This window comes from Pseudomonas sp. M5A4_2d (assembly GCF_053345295.1).
This window is the reverse complement of the sequence record NZ_JBKEZW010000002.1, coordinates 593,175-609,824: the sequence shown is the minus strand read 5'-3', so window position 1 is coordinate 609,824 and position 16,650 is coordinate 593,175. Positions and strand designations below refer to the sequence as shown.

Genomic DNA, 16,650 nt, shown 5'->3' with positions numbered 1-16,650 from the left:
TGAGGAATACGAGAATGAACATTAAATCCGCTGCTGCCGGTGCCGCCCTCGCAATGGCCGCCGCTACTATGTTTGCTGGTGTTGTCACTCAGGCTCAAGCCGCTGATACCGCTGTGCATTGCTATGGCGTCAACGCCTGCAAAGGCCAGAACGACTGCAAAACCAAAGACCACGCCTGCAAAGGTCAAGGTTCCTGCAAAGGCCAGGGCTTCCTCTCTATGAGCAAAGCCATGTGCGACGAAAAAGGCGGCAAAGTCGGCGAATAACCGGCAAACCAGTGCAACCGCAGCGGACGCCCCCCGCCGCTGCGGACACTTTGTCCAGGAGTGTCTGATGTCCACTTCCCTTAACAGTCTGGGTTACGGCCTGGGTTTACGCAGTGAGTATTACCAGCAGATCCTTGAACAGTCGCCGGCCGTGGATTGGTTCGAAGTGATCTCCGAGAATTATCTGGTCCAGGGCGGTAAAGCCTTGTACTACCTGGACGCTATAGCCGAGCGCTATCCCCTGGTGATGCACGGTGTGTCCCTGTCCATCGGTGGGCCCCATGCCCTCGATACCGATTACCTTAAACAAATCAAACAGCTCGCCGAGCGTATTCAACCTGCGTGGGTTTCCGATCACCTGTGCTGGAGCCGCGGCAGCGCGCATCAGCTGCACGATTTGCTGCCACTGCCGTACACCGAAGAAAGCCTCTACCACGTGGCCGGCCGTGTGCGCCAAGTGCAGGACGTGTTGCAGCGTCCGTTGGTGCTGGAAAATGTCTCCAGCTATGTACGCTCCAGGGCGGACGAATTCACTGAGTGGGAATTCCTCAATGCCTTGGCTCACCTCACGGGGTGCCAGTTGCTGCTGGACGTCAACAATGTATATGTCAGCTCGCGCAATCACGGGTTTGATGCGTGGACGTTTATCCGCAGCCTGCCGCCCGAGAGTATCCGCCAACTGCATTTGGCCGGGCATATGGACTACGGCGATTATGTCGTCGACACCCATGACCATCCGGTATGCGATCCGGTGTGGGCGCTCTATCAACAGACACTTGAGCATTTGGGGCCGGTGTCGACGCTCTTGGAGCGCGACGACCATTTCCCGCCGTTCGAAGAGCTGCTGACCGAGCTGAGCAAGGCCCGTGAACTGGGGGCTACCGCGTTGGCCCGGAGGTCGTTATGCGCCTGACCGATTGGCAGTTGGCCTTTGAACAGCATCTATTATCCGAAACGGCGGTGGCTAACAGTGGTTTCACCGCCACCTTGCTCGGTGGCCCGACCCTGGACGTAGACACGGGGTTGGCGATTTATCACAACGCCTACGTGTCGCGGTTGCAGGAAGTGTTGCGCCATGATTTCGGCGCCATCTGGTATTGGCTGGGGGATGATGAGTTCGCGTTATTGACACAGGCCTATGTGCGGCGTTATCCGTCCGCCCATTACAGCCTGCGTTGGCTGGGTGAGCGGTTCCCGGCATTTATCGTTGAGCACCTGGTGGCTGAGCAGAGCGCGCCGCTGGCCGAACTGGCACGGTTGGAGTGGGCCTTTACCCTGGCATTTGATGCGCCGCAGGGTGAGCTGCTGACCCTGAATGATATGGCGCAACTGCCACCCGAAGCCTGGCCAGGTTTGCGGGTAGCCCTGGCGCCTTCTGTGCAGCAGATGCTTTGCCAGTTCAATACCGTGGCGATTTGGCGGGCCAGCAAGGATGAGTCGGACTTCCCCGACAGCCACGCGCTGGAATTAGCGCAGGTTTGCCTGGTGTGGCGCCACCAGAACGTGTGCCACTACCGCAGCCTGGAACCCTCTGAAGCCTGCGCACTGGCAGGAATGGTCGCCACCGGCTGGAGCTTTTCAGAACTGTGCGCAGAGTTAGCAGTCACTTATAAGGAGGGTGCACCGCTGCAAGCGGTGACGTGGCTGAAACAGTGGATCCAAGACGGTTTGCTCGAGTTTCGGGCCTCGTAGAAAAGCGCTATCAATTCGATAGCCACCTACTTTGTCTTCGGATGGTCTACCCTCATTCCAGACGTCTGAAACAAGGGGGGACTACTCATGCTCGCGCCACTTCCACCGGCCTTACAGAATCTCAAGCTACCGCTTCGTCTTCGACTCTGGGACGGCCATGAATTCAACTTGGGCCCTGAGCCCAGTGTGACCATCGTGGTGAAGGACCCCACGGCGGTCTCCATGCTGACCCATCCAACGCTCGACTCATTGGGCGAAGCGTTCGTCGAGGGCAAATTGGAGCTGGAAGGTTCCATCGCCGAGGTCATTCGGGTATGTGACGAGTTGAGTCACGCCCTGATCGAAGATGACGAGGAAAGTCATCCGGTGCGCTCGATCCACGACAAGGCCACTGACGCTGCCGCCATTTCCTACCATTACGATCTGTCCAACGAGTTCTACCAGCTTTGGCTGGACCAGGACATGGCGTACTCCTGCGGCTACTTTGAAACCGGTAGCGAATCCATCGACCAGGCTCAACAAGACAAATTTCGCCACCTGTGCCGCAAACTGCGTTTGCAACCGGGTGAATATTTGCTTGATGTGGGCTGTGGCTGGGGCGGTTTGGCGCGTTTTGCGGCGCGGGAATTCGGGGTCAAAGTGTTTGGTATCACCCTGAGCAAGGAGCAGTTGGCACTGGCCCGGGAACGTGTCAAAGCGGATGGCCTGGAAGACCAGGTGGACCTGCAACTGCTCGACTATCGCGACCTGCCCCAAGACGGTCGCTTCGACAAAGTGGTGAGCGTGGGCATGTTCGAACACGTTGGCCATGCCAACCTGGCGCAATACTGCCAAACCCTGTTTGGCGCGGTGCGTGAAGGCGGCCTGGTGATGAACCACGGCATTACCGCCAAGCACACGGATGGTCGTCCTGTCGGCCGTGGCGCCGGGGACTTTATCGAGCGTTACGTGTTCCCCAATGGTGAGTTGCCCCATCTGGCGATGATGACTGCCGAGATCAGTGAAGTCGGGCTTGAAGTGGTGGACGTCGAAAGCCTGCGCCTGCATTACGCGCGCACGCTGGACCATTGGAGCGAGCGGCTTGAGGACAACCTTGAAGCGGCGGCGAAGATGGTGCCGGAGCAAGCGTTGCGTATTTGGCGGCTGTACCTGGCCGGTTGTGCCTATGCGTTCGCACGGGGCTGGATCAACCTGCATCAGATCCTGGCAGTGAAACCTCATGCCGATGGCAGCCATGAACTGCCGTGGACGCGGGAAGATATCTACCGCTGAAGCAGTGTTACGAAGACGCTGAAGATGTAAATGTGGGAGCGGGCTTGCTCGCGAAAGCGGTAGATCAGCCAGCTTATTTGGCACTGGCATACCGCCTTCGCGAGCAAGCCCGCTCCCACATTCATTCTGTGTTGGCTGTTAAAGAATCGGTGAGATCAAACGCGCGACCCGCATGCCCAGTTGTTGCAGGCGGCGGGTTTCGCGGCTTTCTTCCTGGCTGACTTCATGGGCGAGGGCGAAGTCGTCCAGCAGCATCTGTTCCACTTCGCTGGCAAACGCCTCGTCCACGGTCAGCAGCATCACTTCGAAATTAAGCCGGAACGAACGGTTGTCCATGTTCGCACTGCCGATGGCGCTGATTTCGCTGTCCACCAACACCACTTTTTGATGCAGGAAGCCCGGCTTATAGCGGAACACCCGCACGCCGGCGCGCACCGCTTCGATGGCGTAGAGGCTGGAGGCGGCATACACAATGCGGTGGTCGGGCCGCGATGGCAGCAGCAGGCGCACATCCACCCCGCGTAAAACCGCCAGGCGCAGGGCGGCGAATACAGCTTCGTCGGGCACGAAATAGGGGCTGGTGATCCACACTCGCTCTGTCGCGGCATGGATCGCTTCGACGAAAAACAGCGAGCAGGTTTCATACGGGTCAGCCGGGCCGCTGGCGAGCAGTTGGCAGAGCACGCCGTCTTCGGGGTAAGTGTCCGGCAGGATCAGTGGCGGCAACTCGCGCGCGGCCCAGAACCAGTCTTCGGCAAACGACTCCTGCAGGCATGCCACGACCGGGCCAGTGACCTGCACATGGGTATCGCGCCATGGCGCCAATGGCGGCTTTTTGCCCAGGTACTCATCGCCGACGTTATGCCCGCCGACAAACCCGGTGATGCCGTCCACTACGACGATCTTGCGATGGTTGCGGAAGTTGACCTGGAAGCGGTTGAGCCAGCCGCTGCGGGTGGCAAATGCTTTGACCTTTACTCCGGCGTCGCGCAGGGATTGCACGTAACGATAGGGCAGGGCGTGGCTGCCGATGCGGTCATAGAGCACGTGGATGTCTACGCCTTCGGCGGCCTTTTCCTTGAGCAAGGTGTGCAGTTGGCGGCCGAGTTCGTCGTCATGAATGATAAAAAACTGGAACAGCACCGCCGTTTTGGCCGTGCGGATAGCGTCGAAGATTGCGCTGAAAGTAGCGTCGCCATTGATCAGCAAGCGTACTTCGTTGTTGGCCAGGCACGGCATGCGGCCCAATTTGGGCATGGCGCGCAGGGATGCGTAGGCATTGGAGTTGCGTGCGGCCAGCGCCTCATCGACCCATGGGCGCCAGTTCAGCGCGGTGATGGCGGTGTGCATTTCCTGGTTGGCCTGGCGACGCGCCTGGATATAGGCGTCGAAAGTGCTGCGACCAAAGATCAGGTACGGAATCAGCGTCAGGTAAGGCATGAACATCAGCGACAAGGCCCAGGCGATTGAGCCTTGGGCGGTCCTGACGGTCAGCACCGCGTGAATCGCGGCCAGAGTCCCGAGAAAGTGCAGCGTGGCAATGAAGTAGGCGAGCAAGTGCGGGCCAAAAAAATCCATGAACGACGTAACTCCAGGCAACCAAGTGCCTAACAGACCATGTTCGACGGTGAATGTCGCTATTTTATTTGCCGTGCAACACTGGCAGCTTTGCGGCGTCTAACGCCCACAATTATCCAGGAGTTACCCGATGAATGCTCGTCTGCTTGGTTTGGCCATGGTTGTTGGATTGTCGCTGCCCGTGGCGGCTCAGGCGCAGATGCTGGCGCCGGGCTTGTGGGAATTGACCACCAGTAATATGAAAGTTGATAACCAGGACTTGCCGGACCTGTCGCTGATCCTCGGTCAGCTCAAACAACAGATGACCCCTGAACAGCGCGCGATGCTGGAAAAACAGGGCATCACCATGGCCGGCAAAGGCGTGCAGGTGTGCCTCACCCCGGCCCAGGTCGCCTCTGATTCAATCCCGCTGACTGACCCGCAATCGGGCTGTAAACAGCAAGTGACCGACAAGACCGGCAACCAGTGGAAGTTTCGTTTCAGCTGCCCGAAAGCCCAGGGCACCGGTGTAGCGACGTTCCAGAGCCAGCAGGAATTCACCACGACGGTTAATGGCACTTTCAATGCGACCGGCGTTCAGCAGAAGGGCAGCCTGGACACCCACGCACAGTGGCTGGGCAACGATTGCGGTACGGTCAAACCCCGCGCTTAACGCAGAAAGTGCAGGGGTAAGCCCTGGCAACTGTCGACCACCTGGCCGTTGTGCCACGCCAGGTGGCCTGACACCAGCGTGGTGCTGACGCTGTGGCGAAAGCTGCGCTCGGCGAAGGGCGTCCAGCCGCAGCGAGCGAGTATCGGCTGGCTGCTGACGGGTTTGCCTTCGGGCTCGGGTTTGATCAGCACTAGGTCGGCCCAATAGCCTTCGCGCAAGTAGCCACGATCGGGAATGGCGAACAGGTCGGCCACCCGGTGACTGGTTTTGGCCACCAGGGTCGGCAGGGGCAAGAGCCCGTCCGCGACCAACTCCAACAACGCCGGCAACGCGTGCTGCACCAACGGCAGCCCGGACGGCGCTTCGCGATAGCTCAATTGTTTTTGCGCCCAGGTATGCGGCGCATGGTCACTGCCAATCACATCCAGTCGGTCAGTCAGCAAGGCCTGGCGGAGGGCGTCGCGGTCGGCGCGCGTCTTGATCGCCGGGTTGCATTTGATCTGGTGGCCGAGGCGGTGATAGTCGTGGTCATCGAACAGCAGATGGTGCAGGCAGACTTCGGCGGTGATGCGCTTTTCGGCCAGGGGTTTATCTTCGAACAGCGCCAACTCGATGGCGCTGGTCAGGTGCAGCACATGCAGGCGCGTGCCATGACGCTTGGCCAGTTCCACTGCAAACGATGATGAGCGATAGCAGGCTTCGGCATCCCGAATCAGCGGGTGGGCGACGGCGGGAATATGCTCGCCGAAGCGCTCGCGCAGGCGTTGCTCGTTGGCCAGGATGCTCGGCGTGTGTTCGCAGTGAGCGAGCAGGATGGTGGGTACTTCGGCAAACAGTCGCTCCAGAATCCGTGGGTCGTCCACCAGCATGTTGCCGGTGGAGGCGCCCATGAACACTTTCACCCCGGCCACTTCGCGCGGGTCCAGGGCGGCAACCGTGTCGAGGTTGTCGTTGCTGACTCCAAAGTGAAAGCCGTAGTTGGCCACCGAGTGCAACGCGGCCCGGCGCTTTTTATCGGCCAGGGCTTCCAGGTTAAGTGTGGCGGGGTGGGTGTTGGGCATGTCCATGAAGCTGGTGATGCCACCCGCCACTGCAGCGCGGGATTCACTGTAGAAACTGCCTTTTTCGGGCGCGCCGGGTTCGCGAAAGTGTACCTGGTCATCGATCATTCCCGGCAGCAGCCATTGGCCTTGGGCGTCGATTTCTACGGGTTCGTTATAGCCTTCAATGCTGGTGGCGATCTTCTCGATACGGCCATTGGCGACCAGTACATCAGCGTCGAATAACTGGCCTTCATTCACCAGGCGGGCATTGCGAATCAGCAGGCGGCTCATGGTTCAGAACTCGTTTTGCAGGGCTTTGTAACCGCGCACCAGGTCGACGTTGGTGCGCGCCACGTCTTCGGAAAACTCCGAGGCGCTGACACTCACCGGCGGGAATTGCGACAGGTCGGTGTTCGGGCCGATGCGGGTGGTGGAGGGCACGTAGAAGGCGGCGGGCAAGTCACGGCCGTCGACCACCGAGTTATGACGCACCACGCAGCCATCACCGACGGCACAGTTGAACAGCACGCTGTTGAATCCAATGAAGACGCGGTCGCCGACGGAACAGGGGCCGTGGACAATGGAACGGTGGGCAATGGAGGTGAACTCGCCGATGGTCACCGCCGCCCCGGATTTGGAGTGGATGACCACGCCATCCTGAATATTGGAGTTGGCACCGATGGTGATGGGGTCCATGGCACCGCTGGCGTCGACTTCGTCGGCGCGGATGACGGCGTAGGGACCGACGAACACGTTCTCGCCGATGATGACCTTGCCGCAAATGATGGCGGTTTTGTCGACGTAGGCTGATTCGGCAATCACCGGCAGATCGCCGGAGGGGTTCTTGCGGATCATGCAGCGGGCTCCGTAATGATGTGAACGTAGGCGCCGTCGATGGCGTTGTAGAAGCAGGTGGGTCGGCCGGTGTGGCAGGCCGGGCCGTGCTGGTCGACAATCATGAGCACTGCGTCGCCGTCGCAATCCAGACGCGCTTCGACCAACTGCTGCCAGTGGCCGGAGCTTTCGCCTTTGCGCCATAGTTGCTGGCGCGAGCGCGACCAGTAGCTGGCCCGCCTTGTGGCCAGGGTTTCATCGAGGGCCTGGCGGTTCATCCAGGCCAGCATCAACACCTGGCCGCTGCCGTGTTGCTGGACGATGGCGGCAATCAAGCCATCGCTGTTCCACGGCAGGGCGTTCAGTACCTGTTCGAGTGGAAAGCGGCTGCCAATGGCAGCCCCTTCCAGGTCGAGCATGCTCAAGGTCATGGCTTGCTCAGGGCGGCGCACAGGGTGTTGAGGTTGTACTCGAACAGACCGGTAAAGGTGCTGGCCGGGCCTTCAGCGGCGAGGGCGTCGGAGTACAGCGTGCCGCCGATCTGCGCGCCGCTTTCATCCGCGATTTGCTTGAGCAGGCGCGAGTCCTTGATGTTTTCCATGAACACGGCTTTGACCTTGTCCTTGCGGATCTGGGTGATCAGCGCAGCGACTTCGGCGGCCGATGGTTCACGCTCAGTCGACAGCCCTTGAGGTGCCAGGAACTGAATGCCGTAGGCCTGGCCCAGGTAACCGAACGCGTCATGGGAGGTGACGATGCGGCGGTTGCCAGGTGGCAATGCACCGAATTTTGTTTTGGCTTCGGCCAGCAGGCGGTAGATCTCTTTCAGGTACGCCTGGCTGTTGCGCAGGTAGTCGGCCTTGTTCGCCGGGTCAGCGGCCACCAGCGCCTTGGTGATGTTGTTCACATAGATTTCGGCGTTGGCCAGGTTATGCCAGGCGTGCGGATCGGGAATGGTTTCGCCGTCTTCTTCCATGGTGTGGGAGATCACGCCTTTGCTGGCGGTGACTACCGTGGCTTTGGTTTCGGTGCTGGTGACCAGGCGGTCCAGCCAGGGTTCGAAGCCGAGGCCGTTCTTGATGATGACCTTGGCCTTGAGCAGCGCCTTGGCATCATCCGGTGTCGGTTCGTAGGTGTGGGCGTCGGCGTCCGGGCCCACCATGTTGCTGATCTGGATGTGATCGCCACCGATCTGGTGGGTGATGTCATCGAGAATACTGAAGCTGGTAACCACTTGAAGTTTGTCGGCGGCCTGAGCCATCGACAATGGCAGCAGAATGCTGAACAGCACGAGTAGAGCGCGCATCGGGAAACACCTCATTGGGATGTAAGCAAGGGCGGGCGGCGCAGCAAGCCGTGCACCGGACCGAAGACCACGGACAGCAGATACCCACCGCCAGCCACCAGCACGATGGCCGGGCCGCTGGGCAGCGAGTAGTAGAACGACAGCAACAAACCCAACCACACCGACAGGCATCCCAGCACCGCCGATACCGCGATCAACACCGGCAGGCGCCGGCTCCAGAAGCGTGAAGCAATGGCTGGCAACATCATCAAACCCACCACCATTAACGCGCCGATGGCCTGGAAACCGATCACCAGGTTCAGCACCACCAGGGTCAGGAATAACCCGTGGGCGAGTGGGCCGAGGCGGCTGACGGTTTGCAGGAACAGTGGGTCAAGGGTGTCCAGCAGCAGCGGTTTGTAGATCAGCGCCATGGCGATCAGGCTGAAGCCGGACACCCAGAGCATGCCGGTCAGGGTGGTTTCATCGACAGCCAGTGCTGAGCCGAACAGCAGGTGCAAAAGGTCCAGGCGTTTGCCGGCGATGCCGAGAATCAATACACCTGCGGCGAGAGAGATGGGGTAGATGGCGGCGAGGCTGGCGTCTTCGCGCAGGCCGGTGCGGCGGGTTATCCAGGCTGACACGCCGGCCATGCCCAGGCCTGCGCCGAGGCCACCAATGGTCAGGGCGGGCAGGCTGAGGCCGGCAAACCAGAAGCCCAGCGCGGCGCCGGGCAGGATGCCATGGGCAACGGCGTCACCGATGAGGCTCATGCGGCGCAGGATCAGAAACACGCCCAGCGGCGCGGTGCTGCAAGCGAGGACCAGCCCGCCGATGAGCGCGCGGCGCATAAAGACAAAGTCGAGGAATGGCATCCACAGATGGGCGGCGAAGTGCATCAGGCCACCTGCATGTGCGGTTGCGGGCGGATCAGCTCTTTACTGGGGCCGAAAAGGCAGCCGGTGCTTTTGATCTGCACCACTTGCTGGGTGTGGTGACGCACCGACGCCAAGTCATGACAGACGACGATCAGTGTGCGGCCTTCATCGTGCCAGGCGTGAATGTGTTTCCAGCAGAGCGCCTGGCCTTCTTCGTCGAGGGCGGCGTGAGGTTCGTCGAGAAGCAGGACTGGCGCTTCGGCCAGGCTCATGCGAGCGAGCAGGGCGCGTTGCAGTTCGCCGCCGGACAGCGCCATCAACGGACGGTGTTCCAGACCACTGAGGCACCAGTCTTCCAGCACCGCTTGCAGCCGTTGGCTACGGTGTTGCGGGGTGAGCTGGGTGCCCCAGAAACCGGCGGCGACCAACTCTTGCAGGCTGATCGGGAACTGGCGATCCAAATGTTGTTGCTGGGGCAGGAATGACAGGCCGCCGCGGCGTGGAACATCCACGCTGACGTTACCCGTCAGCGGCTTTTGCAGGCCGGCAATGACCTTGAGCAGGCTGCTCTTGCCTGTGCCATTCGCGCCGATGATGCCGGTGAGGCTGCCTTTTTCCAGCTTCAAATCCAGCGCCGGTGTGAGCGGTTGCCCGGGGGCGCCCCAGCGCAAAGCGTTACAGGTGATCATGCAGAGTCTCTCGTCCAGCGGCTTTCAGCCACGGCATCGTGCGCGTGCAGGCTTTCGGCGTGGATCACTTTCAAGTGGAAGGCTTTGACGGCATCCGAGCGTTTCAAGGCGAGGTTCAGGCGGCGGGCGGCGTCTTCGCAGAACATCAGGTTCTGCCCGTTGGCCAGGGCGAAGGCTTGTTCGTCCGCACGTTTCACAGCAGTTTGCACGGCAGTGCCGAGGGCGGTTTCAACGTCGTTGATCAGGTCGGTTAGGGGCAAGGTGGACTGGTTGGCGTCCAGCTGGATGGACAGTTCTGCGCTGCTTCGTTGGCTGTGGGGCGTGGCGACGATGCCGTTGGCGCTGCCGAGCCACGTCAGAACATCCTCGTGCTGCAGCGGCGTGTTGGCGAAATCTTCGAGAAATTGCTGCTGAATCAACTGCCTGGCGAGCGCGGCCGAGCAAGGGCAGGTGGAAGAGTAAGTAACGTCAATTTTTAGTTCCACGTGGAACATCTGGTTTTCCAGGCGCGCTTCGATGCTCACCGGGTAGCCTTTCCAGCCGGCTAAAGGGCTGACCAGCGCAGGTCGTTTGAGCAACAAATCCGTGTGGATACGCAGGTAGGCGTTCTTAGATAAACCTTCATGACTCTCAAGAAAGCGCTCAAGTAGAGTACGCAGAAGCGCAGGCGTAAGAGGCTGTTGGTCGAGCATTTCCAGGGCCAGGTACAGGCGTGACATATGAATGCCACGGGCCTCGCCATCGTCCAGGCTGACGCCCGCATCGGCAGTGGCGGTCAAGCGTTGGCCGTCGATGAGGATCGGCAGGGCAATGCCGCACATGCCTACCCAGTCGAGCGGCACGGCTTGGCGTGAAGCCTGCGCGGCAATATCCGGCAGAGTCAGCGCATTCATGGGCAGGTCCATCGTTGGAAATAAAAAGACATGTTATATTATAACTATTGAATCGACGATGATTTTTCTGCTCCAGCCTTTCTTCAGTCATGTCGAGCAGGGACGCTCCTCTATTTGCGGTATATGTCATGCACAGACGTCAGCTCCTCAACCTGCTGCTGGTCAGTCCCCTGTTCACATTGCCTTTGGGGGCCTACGCCACGCAGATCCGCAATGCGCGCCTGTGGCGCTCGGACGATAAACTGCGGCTGGTGTTCGACCTTAGCGGCCCGGTGCAATACAAGACCTTTTCCCTGACCTCACCGGAACGTTTGATCATCGACCTGAGCGGCGCCGGGCTGTCGGGGGATTTTTCTCAGCTGGCATTGAAGAACAGCGGTATTACTTCGATCCGCTCCGGGCATTTCGGCAAAGGCGACACACGCATCGTGCTGGACCTGGTCGCGCCGATGCAGCTCAACAGCTTTTTATTGCCGCCCCAGGATGGCCAAGGTCATCGCCTGGTGCTCGACCTGACCAACGCCACTCATGCCCCGCGCCAAATAGCCGCTGAACCGCCTCCTCTGGTCGCGCCGGTAGACAAAGCGCATCCCAAGCGCGACATCATCGTGGTGGTGGACCCCGGCCACGGCGGTAAAGACCCTGGCGCCATCGGCTCCAGGGGCCAGCGCGAAAAAGACGTGGTGCTGTCGATCGCTCAGTTGCTGGCCAAACGCTTGAAGCGTGAGAAGGGCTTTGACGTGAAACTGGTGCGCAACGATGACTTCTTCGTGCCGCTGCGCAAGCGTGTGGACATTGCCCGCCAGCACAAGGCCGATATGTTCATCTCGGTACATGCCGACGCTGCGCCACGTCTCACGGCATCCGGGGCCTCGGTGTATGCGTTGTCTGAAGGGGGCGCAACTTCCGCTACGGCTCGCTTTATGGCGCAGCGCGAAAACGGCGCGGACCTGTTGGGCGCCACGACCTTGCTCAATCTCAAGGACAAGGACCCGATGTTGGCCGGGGTGATTCTCGATATGTCGATGAACGCCACCATCGCCTCCAGCCTGCAACTGGGCAGCTCGGTGTTGGGCAGCCTGCAAAGCATCACCACGCTGCACCAGAAGCGCGTGGAGCAGGCTGGGTTTGCGGTACTTAAATCACCGGACGTCCCCTCTATTCTGGTCGAGACCGGGTTTATCTCTAATACCCAGGACGCCCAGCGGTTGGTGACTGCGCGTCATCAACAGGCGGTGGCGGATGGCCTGTTTGAGGGATTGAAAAAATACTTCGAGAAGAACCCACCGATGAACAGCTACATGGCCTGGGTTCAAGAGCAGAAGAACGGCCAGGTCTAACAGCCGGTCATACGGCTGCACGTGAACTTGGCACTGGCGCCACCTGAGCTGGAAAACCGGTTGAGGGTGGTCCAGCCCACGCGCCGCGTGTAGCCGACCCACGCCTCTCCGTCGGACGCTAACCCAGTAAAGAACGTCAGTTGCCCATAGCGGCTGTTGGTTTGTGCCCAGTAGCGTTTGCCGATCACCTCGAAACCGCGCAAGTACGTGGTGCTGCCGACAGTCGCCACGCTATAGGCATTCCCCAACGGATCCACGCAGGCCAGCAGGTTGGCGCTGCGCGTGCAGTTCGCTAACAGGCTTGGCATTTGGGCGCAGGCAGGTCCCGCCGCTGCCAATAACAGGGCGCACAACAGGCGTTTCATAGCGTTTCTCGGGGCAAGGGAAGTGCTCAAGCATTGCGCCCTTCGTCGTGGTGAGCAAGTCGGGGTTAGCTTATTTGTGTTGTTATACTATAACATAAAGCCGCAGCCTGACCCGTGACCCGCTTCCTATGACTGAACAAGACCTGCTGGCCCAACCGCCCGCCGACTACATGAATGAAGCCCAGCAAAGGTTCTTCCGTGAATTGCTGCTTGCCCAGCGTACTGAGCTGCAAGCGCGCATTGAGGGCCAGTTCCTGGTGCTGCGTGAGCAGGAAACCAATAGCGACCCCGCCGATATGGGCAGCGCCGAAGAACAGCGCCAATGGCAACTACGCCTGCTTGAGCGGGAAAAGAAGCTGTTGGACAAGATCGACGACGCCCTCGAATTGCTGGCCCGCGGCGAATACGGCTGGTGCCGTGACACTGGCGAATCCATTGGCCTGCAACGCTTGCTACTGCGCCCCACCGCCACCTTGAGTATCGAAGCCAAAGAACGTGAAGAGCTGCGCGAACGCCATAAACGAGCGATTTGACCGGCCAACCCTGATGAGGAATACCTGATGCCAGATCGTCTCCCCGTTACCGTGTTGTCCGGTTTTCTCGGCGCCGGTAAAAGCACGCTGCTCAACTACGTCCTGCGCAACCGCGAAAACCTGCGGGTGGCGGTGATCGTCAACGACATGAGCGAAATCAACATTGACGGCAGCGAGGTTCAGCGTGATGTCACCCTGAACCGCTCCGAAGAAAAACTGGTAGAAATGAGCAACGGCTGCATCTGCTGCACTTTGCGTGAAGACTTGCTGGAAGAGGTCGGAAAACTCGCCAAGGAAGGTCGGTTCGATTACCTGCTGATCGAATCCACCGGCATTTCCGAGCCATTGCCCGTGGCAGAAACGTTCACCTTTCGTGATGAAAACGAGCAGAGCCTGGCCGATATTGCGCGCCTGGACACCATGGTCACCGTGGTGGATGGCATGAACTTCCTGCTCGACTACCAGGCCGCTGAAAGCCTGGCCTCACGCGGCGAAACCCTCGGCGAAGAAGATGAACGCTCGATCACCGACCTGCTGATCGAGCAAATCGAATTCGCCGACGTGATCCTGATCAGCAAGATCGACCTGATCAGCAGCCGCGAACGCGAAGAACTGATGGCCATCCTCGAGCGCCTCAACGCCCAAGCAGAAATCATTCCGATGGTCATGGGTGAGGTGCCGCTTAACAAGATCCTGAACACCGGCCGCTTCGACTTCGAACGCGCCGCCCAGGCCCCGGGCTGGTTGCAGGAATTGCGCGGTGAACATGTGCCGGAAACGCAAGAATACGGCATCGCTTCCACGGCTTATCGCGCGCGCCGGCCATTTCATCCGCAGCGCTTTTTCAACTTCATCGACCGTCCGTGGGTAAACGGCAAACTGCTGCGCTCCAAAGGCTTTTTCTGGCTGGCCAGCAAGCATCAGGATGCGGGCAGTTGGTCCCAGGCCGGAGGGTTGATGCGCCATGGCTTTGCTGGGCGCTGGTGGCGTTTTGTGCCGAAAAGCCAATGGCCTCAGGACGAAGAAAGCGTGGCGGCGATCATGGGCAACTGGCAGCTGAGCACCGGCGATTGCCGCCAGGAGCTGGTGTTTATCGGGCAAAACATCGACTTCAGCCAGATGCGCGCCGAGCTGGACGCCTGTTTGCTCACGGATGACGAAATGGCTCTGGGTGTCGAAAGTTGGCGCTTGCTGGCCGACCCCTTTGGCCCTTGGTATGAAGAGGTCGCGTGATGTTGGCACCGGTTATCCCCCTGCGTCCCGTGATACGTCAGACCCGCGGGGAAACCCCGCTGGCACTGTCCGATATCCTGGAAGAAGGCGTAAACCTGGCGACATGGCGGCGCCAATTGCCCCATCATATTGCCGAATTCGGCGCCTTGCTGGTGGCGCTGAATGAGCCTTTGGCCGAATCCCTGGTGATCGAACTCAACAACGAAGACGCCGAGCCGAATTTGCAGGGTTTGGCGTCAAGTTGCCGTGATCTTGAAGGCTACGAAGGGTTTATCGCCGATGTGTCGTGGCTGGTCAGCGCGTTCGCCTGTCTGCTCGGTGCCAAGCGTATTGGCGTGCGTTTGCGCCTGTTGGACAAGGCCATGTGCCCACGTTTTCACGTTGACCATGTACCCGTTCGGTTGATTACCACCTACGCCGGAATCGGTAGCCAGTGGTTGCGCGAAGGGGTGATGGACCGCCGAAAACTGAGCCAACCGGATGCCGAACCCACCGATCGCATTGAGCAAATCGACTGTGGCGAGGTGGCCTTGCTCAAGGGCACCAAGTGGCACGGCAACGAAGCCCATGGCCTGATTCACCGCTCGCCGGCGCTCAAGGCCGATGAGCGACGGTTGATCCTGACGCTGGATTGGCTGGCATAACCGGGTAGGATCAAGCTCTCTACACGGTCTGAATGATGCCTATCATGCTGCAGAACATTCCCACTCACGTGATTGCCGGGCCTTTGGGCGCCGGCAAGACCAGCCTGATCAAACACCTGCTGGCCCAACGCCCGGCCAACGAGCGCTGGGCGGTACTGATCAATGAGTTCGGGCAGATTGGCCTGGATGCGGCGTTACTCACCCAGGACGACGATGGCATTGCCCTGGGCGAAGTCGCCGGTGGCTGTTTGTGCTGTGTGAATGGTGCACCGTTCCAGGTAGGCTTGGGCCGCTTATTGCGCAAGGCTAAACCGGATCGGTTGTTTATCGAGCCCTCGGGTTTGGGTCATCCCGCACAATTGCTCAAGCAATTGCGCGAAGCACCCTGGCAAAACGTGCTGGCGGTCCAGCCCTGTGTACTGGTGCTGGATGCCCAGGCATTGGCGGCGGGCAAACCCTTGCCACAAGCGCAGCGCGAGACCTTGGCCAGCGCCGGGCTGCTGGTATTGAACAAGGACGAAACGCTGGATACCGCGCAGCGCCAAGCCGTCGAAAGACAATTACCCGACTGCCCGCTTTACTGGACCCGCCAGGCGCACTTGCCGCTCGCGCAGTTGCCGGGCCTCCAGACCAAAGCCGGCGCCCCTGTGGATAACTTCGATGTGCCCAAAGGCTTGGCGCAGATGCCAGCCATCTGGAGCGATCCCACACTGCCCATCTGCCTGGGCCAGGCTCAAGAGGGTGGCTGGAGCATCGGTTGGCGTTGGCACCCGAGCCAGCAATTCGACACCGGGCGCCTGGCCCATTGGCTGACAAGCCTTGCATGGCGCCGCGCCAAACTGGTTATCCACAGCCGCCATGGGTGGGTCAGCGCCAACGCTGTGGATAACAGCCCACTCGTCTGGCAACCCAGCGAGTGGCGCCGCGATTCGCGCATTGAATTGATTTTCAGCGAGCCACAGGACGTAGTCGCATTGCAGAGCGCGCTGGCCGCCTGTCGTCAGTGACGCGTTTTGGTGGCGTGGTCCTGGCGCCACTGGCTTAGTTCGATCACTTCCGCGCTGGGCAGCGGCGTCTTGATCTCGAACGGGTAGGGCGCCAGTTCAATCTGCGCGCTGTGGGCGCCGAACTGGGTGATAGTCCCGGGATGGCGGGTTTCGCCGGTCACGGTGAACTCAAAGTTATAGATACGTGCCAAGCGCCGCCGACCCTTGGCATCCTTCACAAAACCGATGCGTTTTAACGCCACCGCGCCGTCGAGCAGTTCGATGTCGAGCTTGGCGCAGTGTTGCTTGACCCGCTCCAGCGCCCGCTCGCGCAGGCCGTGGTTGTGCCACACCCAAGCGGCGCCAGTCGCCAGCAGCATCAACACAAAGATGTTTCCCAGGGTCAGCATGCGATGAACTCCAACAAAGTGAGAGCAGCTTAACTGTGTCTCTGGTCTGTCGTATAG

Annotated in this window: 20 protein-coding genes; 10 read left to right on the top strand and 10 right to left on the bottom strand. The window is 60.1% G+C overall.

Annotated features, from left to right (window positions below):
- The first annotated feature begins 14 nt into the window (after window positions 1-14).
- The 4 genes from bufA2 to cfaB all read left to right on the top strand — a co-directional run bounded on the left by bufA2 (window position 15) and on the right by cfaB (window position 3,230).
- The gene (bufA2, locus tag ACLBW8_RS09815; RefSeq protein WP_064454804.1) at window positions 15-266 is read left to right on the top strand and encodes a BufA2 family periplasmic bufferin-type metallophore; all 252 of its coding nucleotides are present in this window, start codon (window positions 15-17) and stop codon (window positions 264-266) included.
- A gap of 67 nt (window positions 267-333) precedes the next feature.
- Window positions 334-1,179, top strand: coding sequence for an MNIO family bufferin maturase (bufB, locus tag ACLBW8_RS09810; protein ID WP_447805260.1), 846 nt, complete (start codon window positions 334-336; stop codon window positions 1,177-1,179).
- Window positions 1,170-1,958, top strand: a complete 789-nt coding sequence (locus ACLBW8_RS09805) for an HvfC/BufC family peptide modification chaperone (protein WP_447805259.1) — start codon at window positions 1,170-1,172, stop codon at window positions 1,956-1,958. The genes bufB and ACLBW8_RS09805 overlap by 10 nt, the downstream gene beginning before the upstream one ends.
- 87 nt (window positions 1,959-2,045) lie before the next feature.
- Window positions 2,046-3,230: a C17 cyclopropane fatty acid synthase CfaB gene (gene cfaB, locus ACLBW8_RS09800; protein ID WP_262666607.1), complete on the top strand. Its 1,185-nt coding sequence runs from the start codon at window positions 2,046-2,048 to the stop codon at window positions 3,228-3,230.
- A 138-nt stretch (window positions 3,231-3,368) separates the two neighbouring features.
- On the opposite strand, the gene cls is transcribed toward cfaB, so the two are convergent.
- The gene (cls, locus tag ACLBW8_RS09795) at window positions 3,369-4,808 is read right to left on the bottom strand and encodes a cardiolipin synthase (RefSeq protein ID WP_064454800.1); all 1,440 of its coding nucleotides are present in this window, start codon (window positions 4,806-4,808) and stop codon (window positions 3,369-3,371) included.
- Window positions 4,809-4,938: 130 nt separating this feature from the next.
- On the opposite strand from cls, the gene ACLBW8_RS09790 reads away from it, so the two are divergent.
- Entirely contained in the window at window positions 4,939-5,460 is a 522-nt protein-coding gene (locus ACLBW8_RS09790) for a DUF3617 domain-containing protein (protein WP_053258748.1), read from the top strand.
- On the opposite strand, the gene ACLBW8_RS09785 is transcribed toward ACLBW8_RS09790, so the two are convergent.
- From ACLBW8_RS09785 to folE2, 7 genes are read right to left on the bottom strand one after another with little or no spacing between them, the layout of a single operon-like run.
- Window positions 5,457-6,794, bottom strand: coding sequence for a dihydroorotase (locus ACLBW8_RS09785; protein ID WP_447805258.1), 1,338 nt, complete (start codon window positions 6,792-6,794; stop codon window positions 5,457-5,459). The genes ACLBW8_RS09790 and ACLBW8_RS09785 overlap by 4 nt on opposite strands.
- 3 nt (window positions 6,795-6,797) lie before the next feature.
- A complete protein-coding gene (locus tag ACLBW8_RS09780) occupies window positions 6,798-7,358 on the bottom strand; it encodes a gamma carbonic anhydrase family protein (RefSeq protein ID WP_048721911.1) in 561 nt (186 codons plus the stop codon).
- On the bottom strand, window positions 7,355-7,768 hold the full coding sequence (hisI, locus tag ACLBW8_RS09775; RefSeq protein WP_447805257.1) for a phosphoribosyl-AMP cyclohydrolase: 414 nt from the start codon (window positions 7,766-7,768) through the stop codon (window positions 7,355-7,357). The genes ACLBW8_RS09780 and hisI overlap by 4 nt, the downstream gene beginning before the upstream one ends.
- Window positions 7,765-8,643: a metal ABC transporter substrate-binding protein gene (locus ACLBW8_RS09770; protein ID WP_064454797.1), complete on the bottom strand. Its 879-nt coding sequence runs from the start codon at window positions 8,641-8,643 to the stop codon at window positions 7,765-7,767. The genes hisI and ACLBW8_RS09770 overlap by 4 nt, the downstream gene beginning before the upstream one ends.
- Before the next feature lie 11 nt (window positions 8,644-8,654).
- Entirely contained in the window at window positions 8,655-9,521 is an 867-nt protein-coding gene (locus tag ACLBW8_RS09765; protein ID WP_447805256.1) for a metal ABC transporter permease, read from the bottom strand.
- On the bottom strand, window positions 9,521-10,189 hold the full coding sequence (locus tag ACLBW8_RS09760) for a metal ABC transporter ATP-binding protein (RefSeq protein ID WP_262666605.1): 669 nt from the start codon (window positions 10,187-10,189) through the stop codon (window positions 9,521-9,523). The genes ACLBW8_RS09765 and ACLBW8_RS09760 overlap by 1 nt, the downstream gene beginning before the upstream one ends.
- Complete coding sequence (gene folE2 / locus ACLBW8_RS09755) at window positions 10,186-11,082, bottom strand: GTP cyclohydrolase FolE2 (RefSeq protein WP_447805255.1); 897 nt, start codon at window positions 11,080-11,082, stop codon at window positions 10,186-10,188. The genes ACLBW8_RS09760 and folE2 overlap by 4 nt, the downstream gene beginning before the upstream one ends.
- Window positions 11,083-11,210: 128 nt before the next feature.
- Between folE2 and ACLBW8_RS09750 the strand changes: the two genes are divergently transcribed.
- Complete coding sequence (locus ACLBW8_RS09750; protein WP_447805254.1) at window positions 11,211-12,422, top strand: N-acetylmuramoyl-L-alanine amidase; 1,212 nt, start codon at window positions 11,211-11,213, stop codon at window positions 12,420-12,422.
- Here the strand turns inward: ACLBW8_RS09750 and ACLBW8_RS09745 are convergent.
- Window positions 12,419-12,787, bottom strand: coding sequence for a glutamine synthetase (locus tag ACLBW8_RS09745; protein ID WP_447805253.1), 369 nt, complete (start codon window positions 12,785-12,787; stop codon window positions 12,419-12,421). The two genes, ACLBW8_RS09750 and ACLBW8_RS09745, sit on opposite strands and share 4 nt — an antisense overlap.
- A 128-nt stretch (window positions 12,788-12,915) precedes the next feature.
- On the opposite strand from ACLBW8_RS09745, the gene dksA reads away from it, so the two are divergent.
- From dksA to ACLBW8_RS09725, 4 genes are read left to right on the top strand one after another with little or no spacing between them, the layout of a single operon-like run.
- Window positions 12,916-13,320 (top strand): RNA polymerase-binding protein DksA, encoded by a 405-nt coding sequence (dksA, locus tag ACLBW8_RS09740; protein ID WP_128591072.1) that lies wholly within the window; start codon window positions 12,916-12,918, stop codon window positions 13,318-13,320.
- Between the two features lie 27 nt (window positions 13,321-13,347).
- Window positions 13,348-14,553 (top strand): zinc metallochaperone GTPase ZigA, encoded by a 1,206-nt coding sequence (gene zigA / locus ACLBW8_RS09735; RefSeq protein WP_064454791.1) that lies wholly within the window; start codon window positions 13,348-13,350, stop codon window positions 14,551-14,553.
- Complete coding sequence (locus ACLBW8_RS09730) at window positions 14,553-15,197, top strand: DUF1826 domain-containing protein (RefSeq protein ID WP_447805252.1); 645 nt, start codon at window positions 14,553-14,555, stop codon at window positions 15,195-15,197. The genes zigA and ACLBW8_RS09730 overlap by 1 nt, the downstream gene beginning before the upstream one ends.
- Window positions 15,198-15,241: 44 nt before the next feature.
- Window positions 15,242-16,204, top strand: a complete 963-nt coding sequence (locus tag ACLBW8_RS09725) for a CobW family GTP-binding protein (protein WP_447805251.1) — start codon at window positions 15,242-15,244, stop codon at window positions 16,202-16,204.
- Here ACLBW8_RS09725 and ACLBW8_RS09720 read toward each other — a convergent pair.
- Entirely contained in the window at window positions 16,198-16,593 is a 396-nt protein-coding gene (locus tag ACLBW8_RS09720; RefSeq protein WP_064454788.1) for a DUF3301 domain-containing protein, read from the bottom strand. The genes ACLBW8_RS09725 and ACLBW8_RS09720 overlap by 7 nt on opposite strands.
- Window positions 16,594-16,650: the final 57 nt, after the last annotated feature.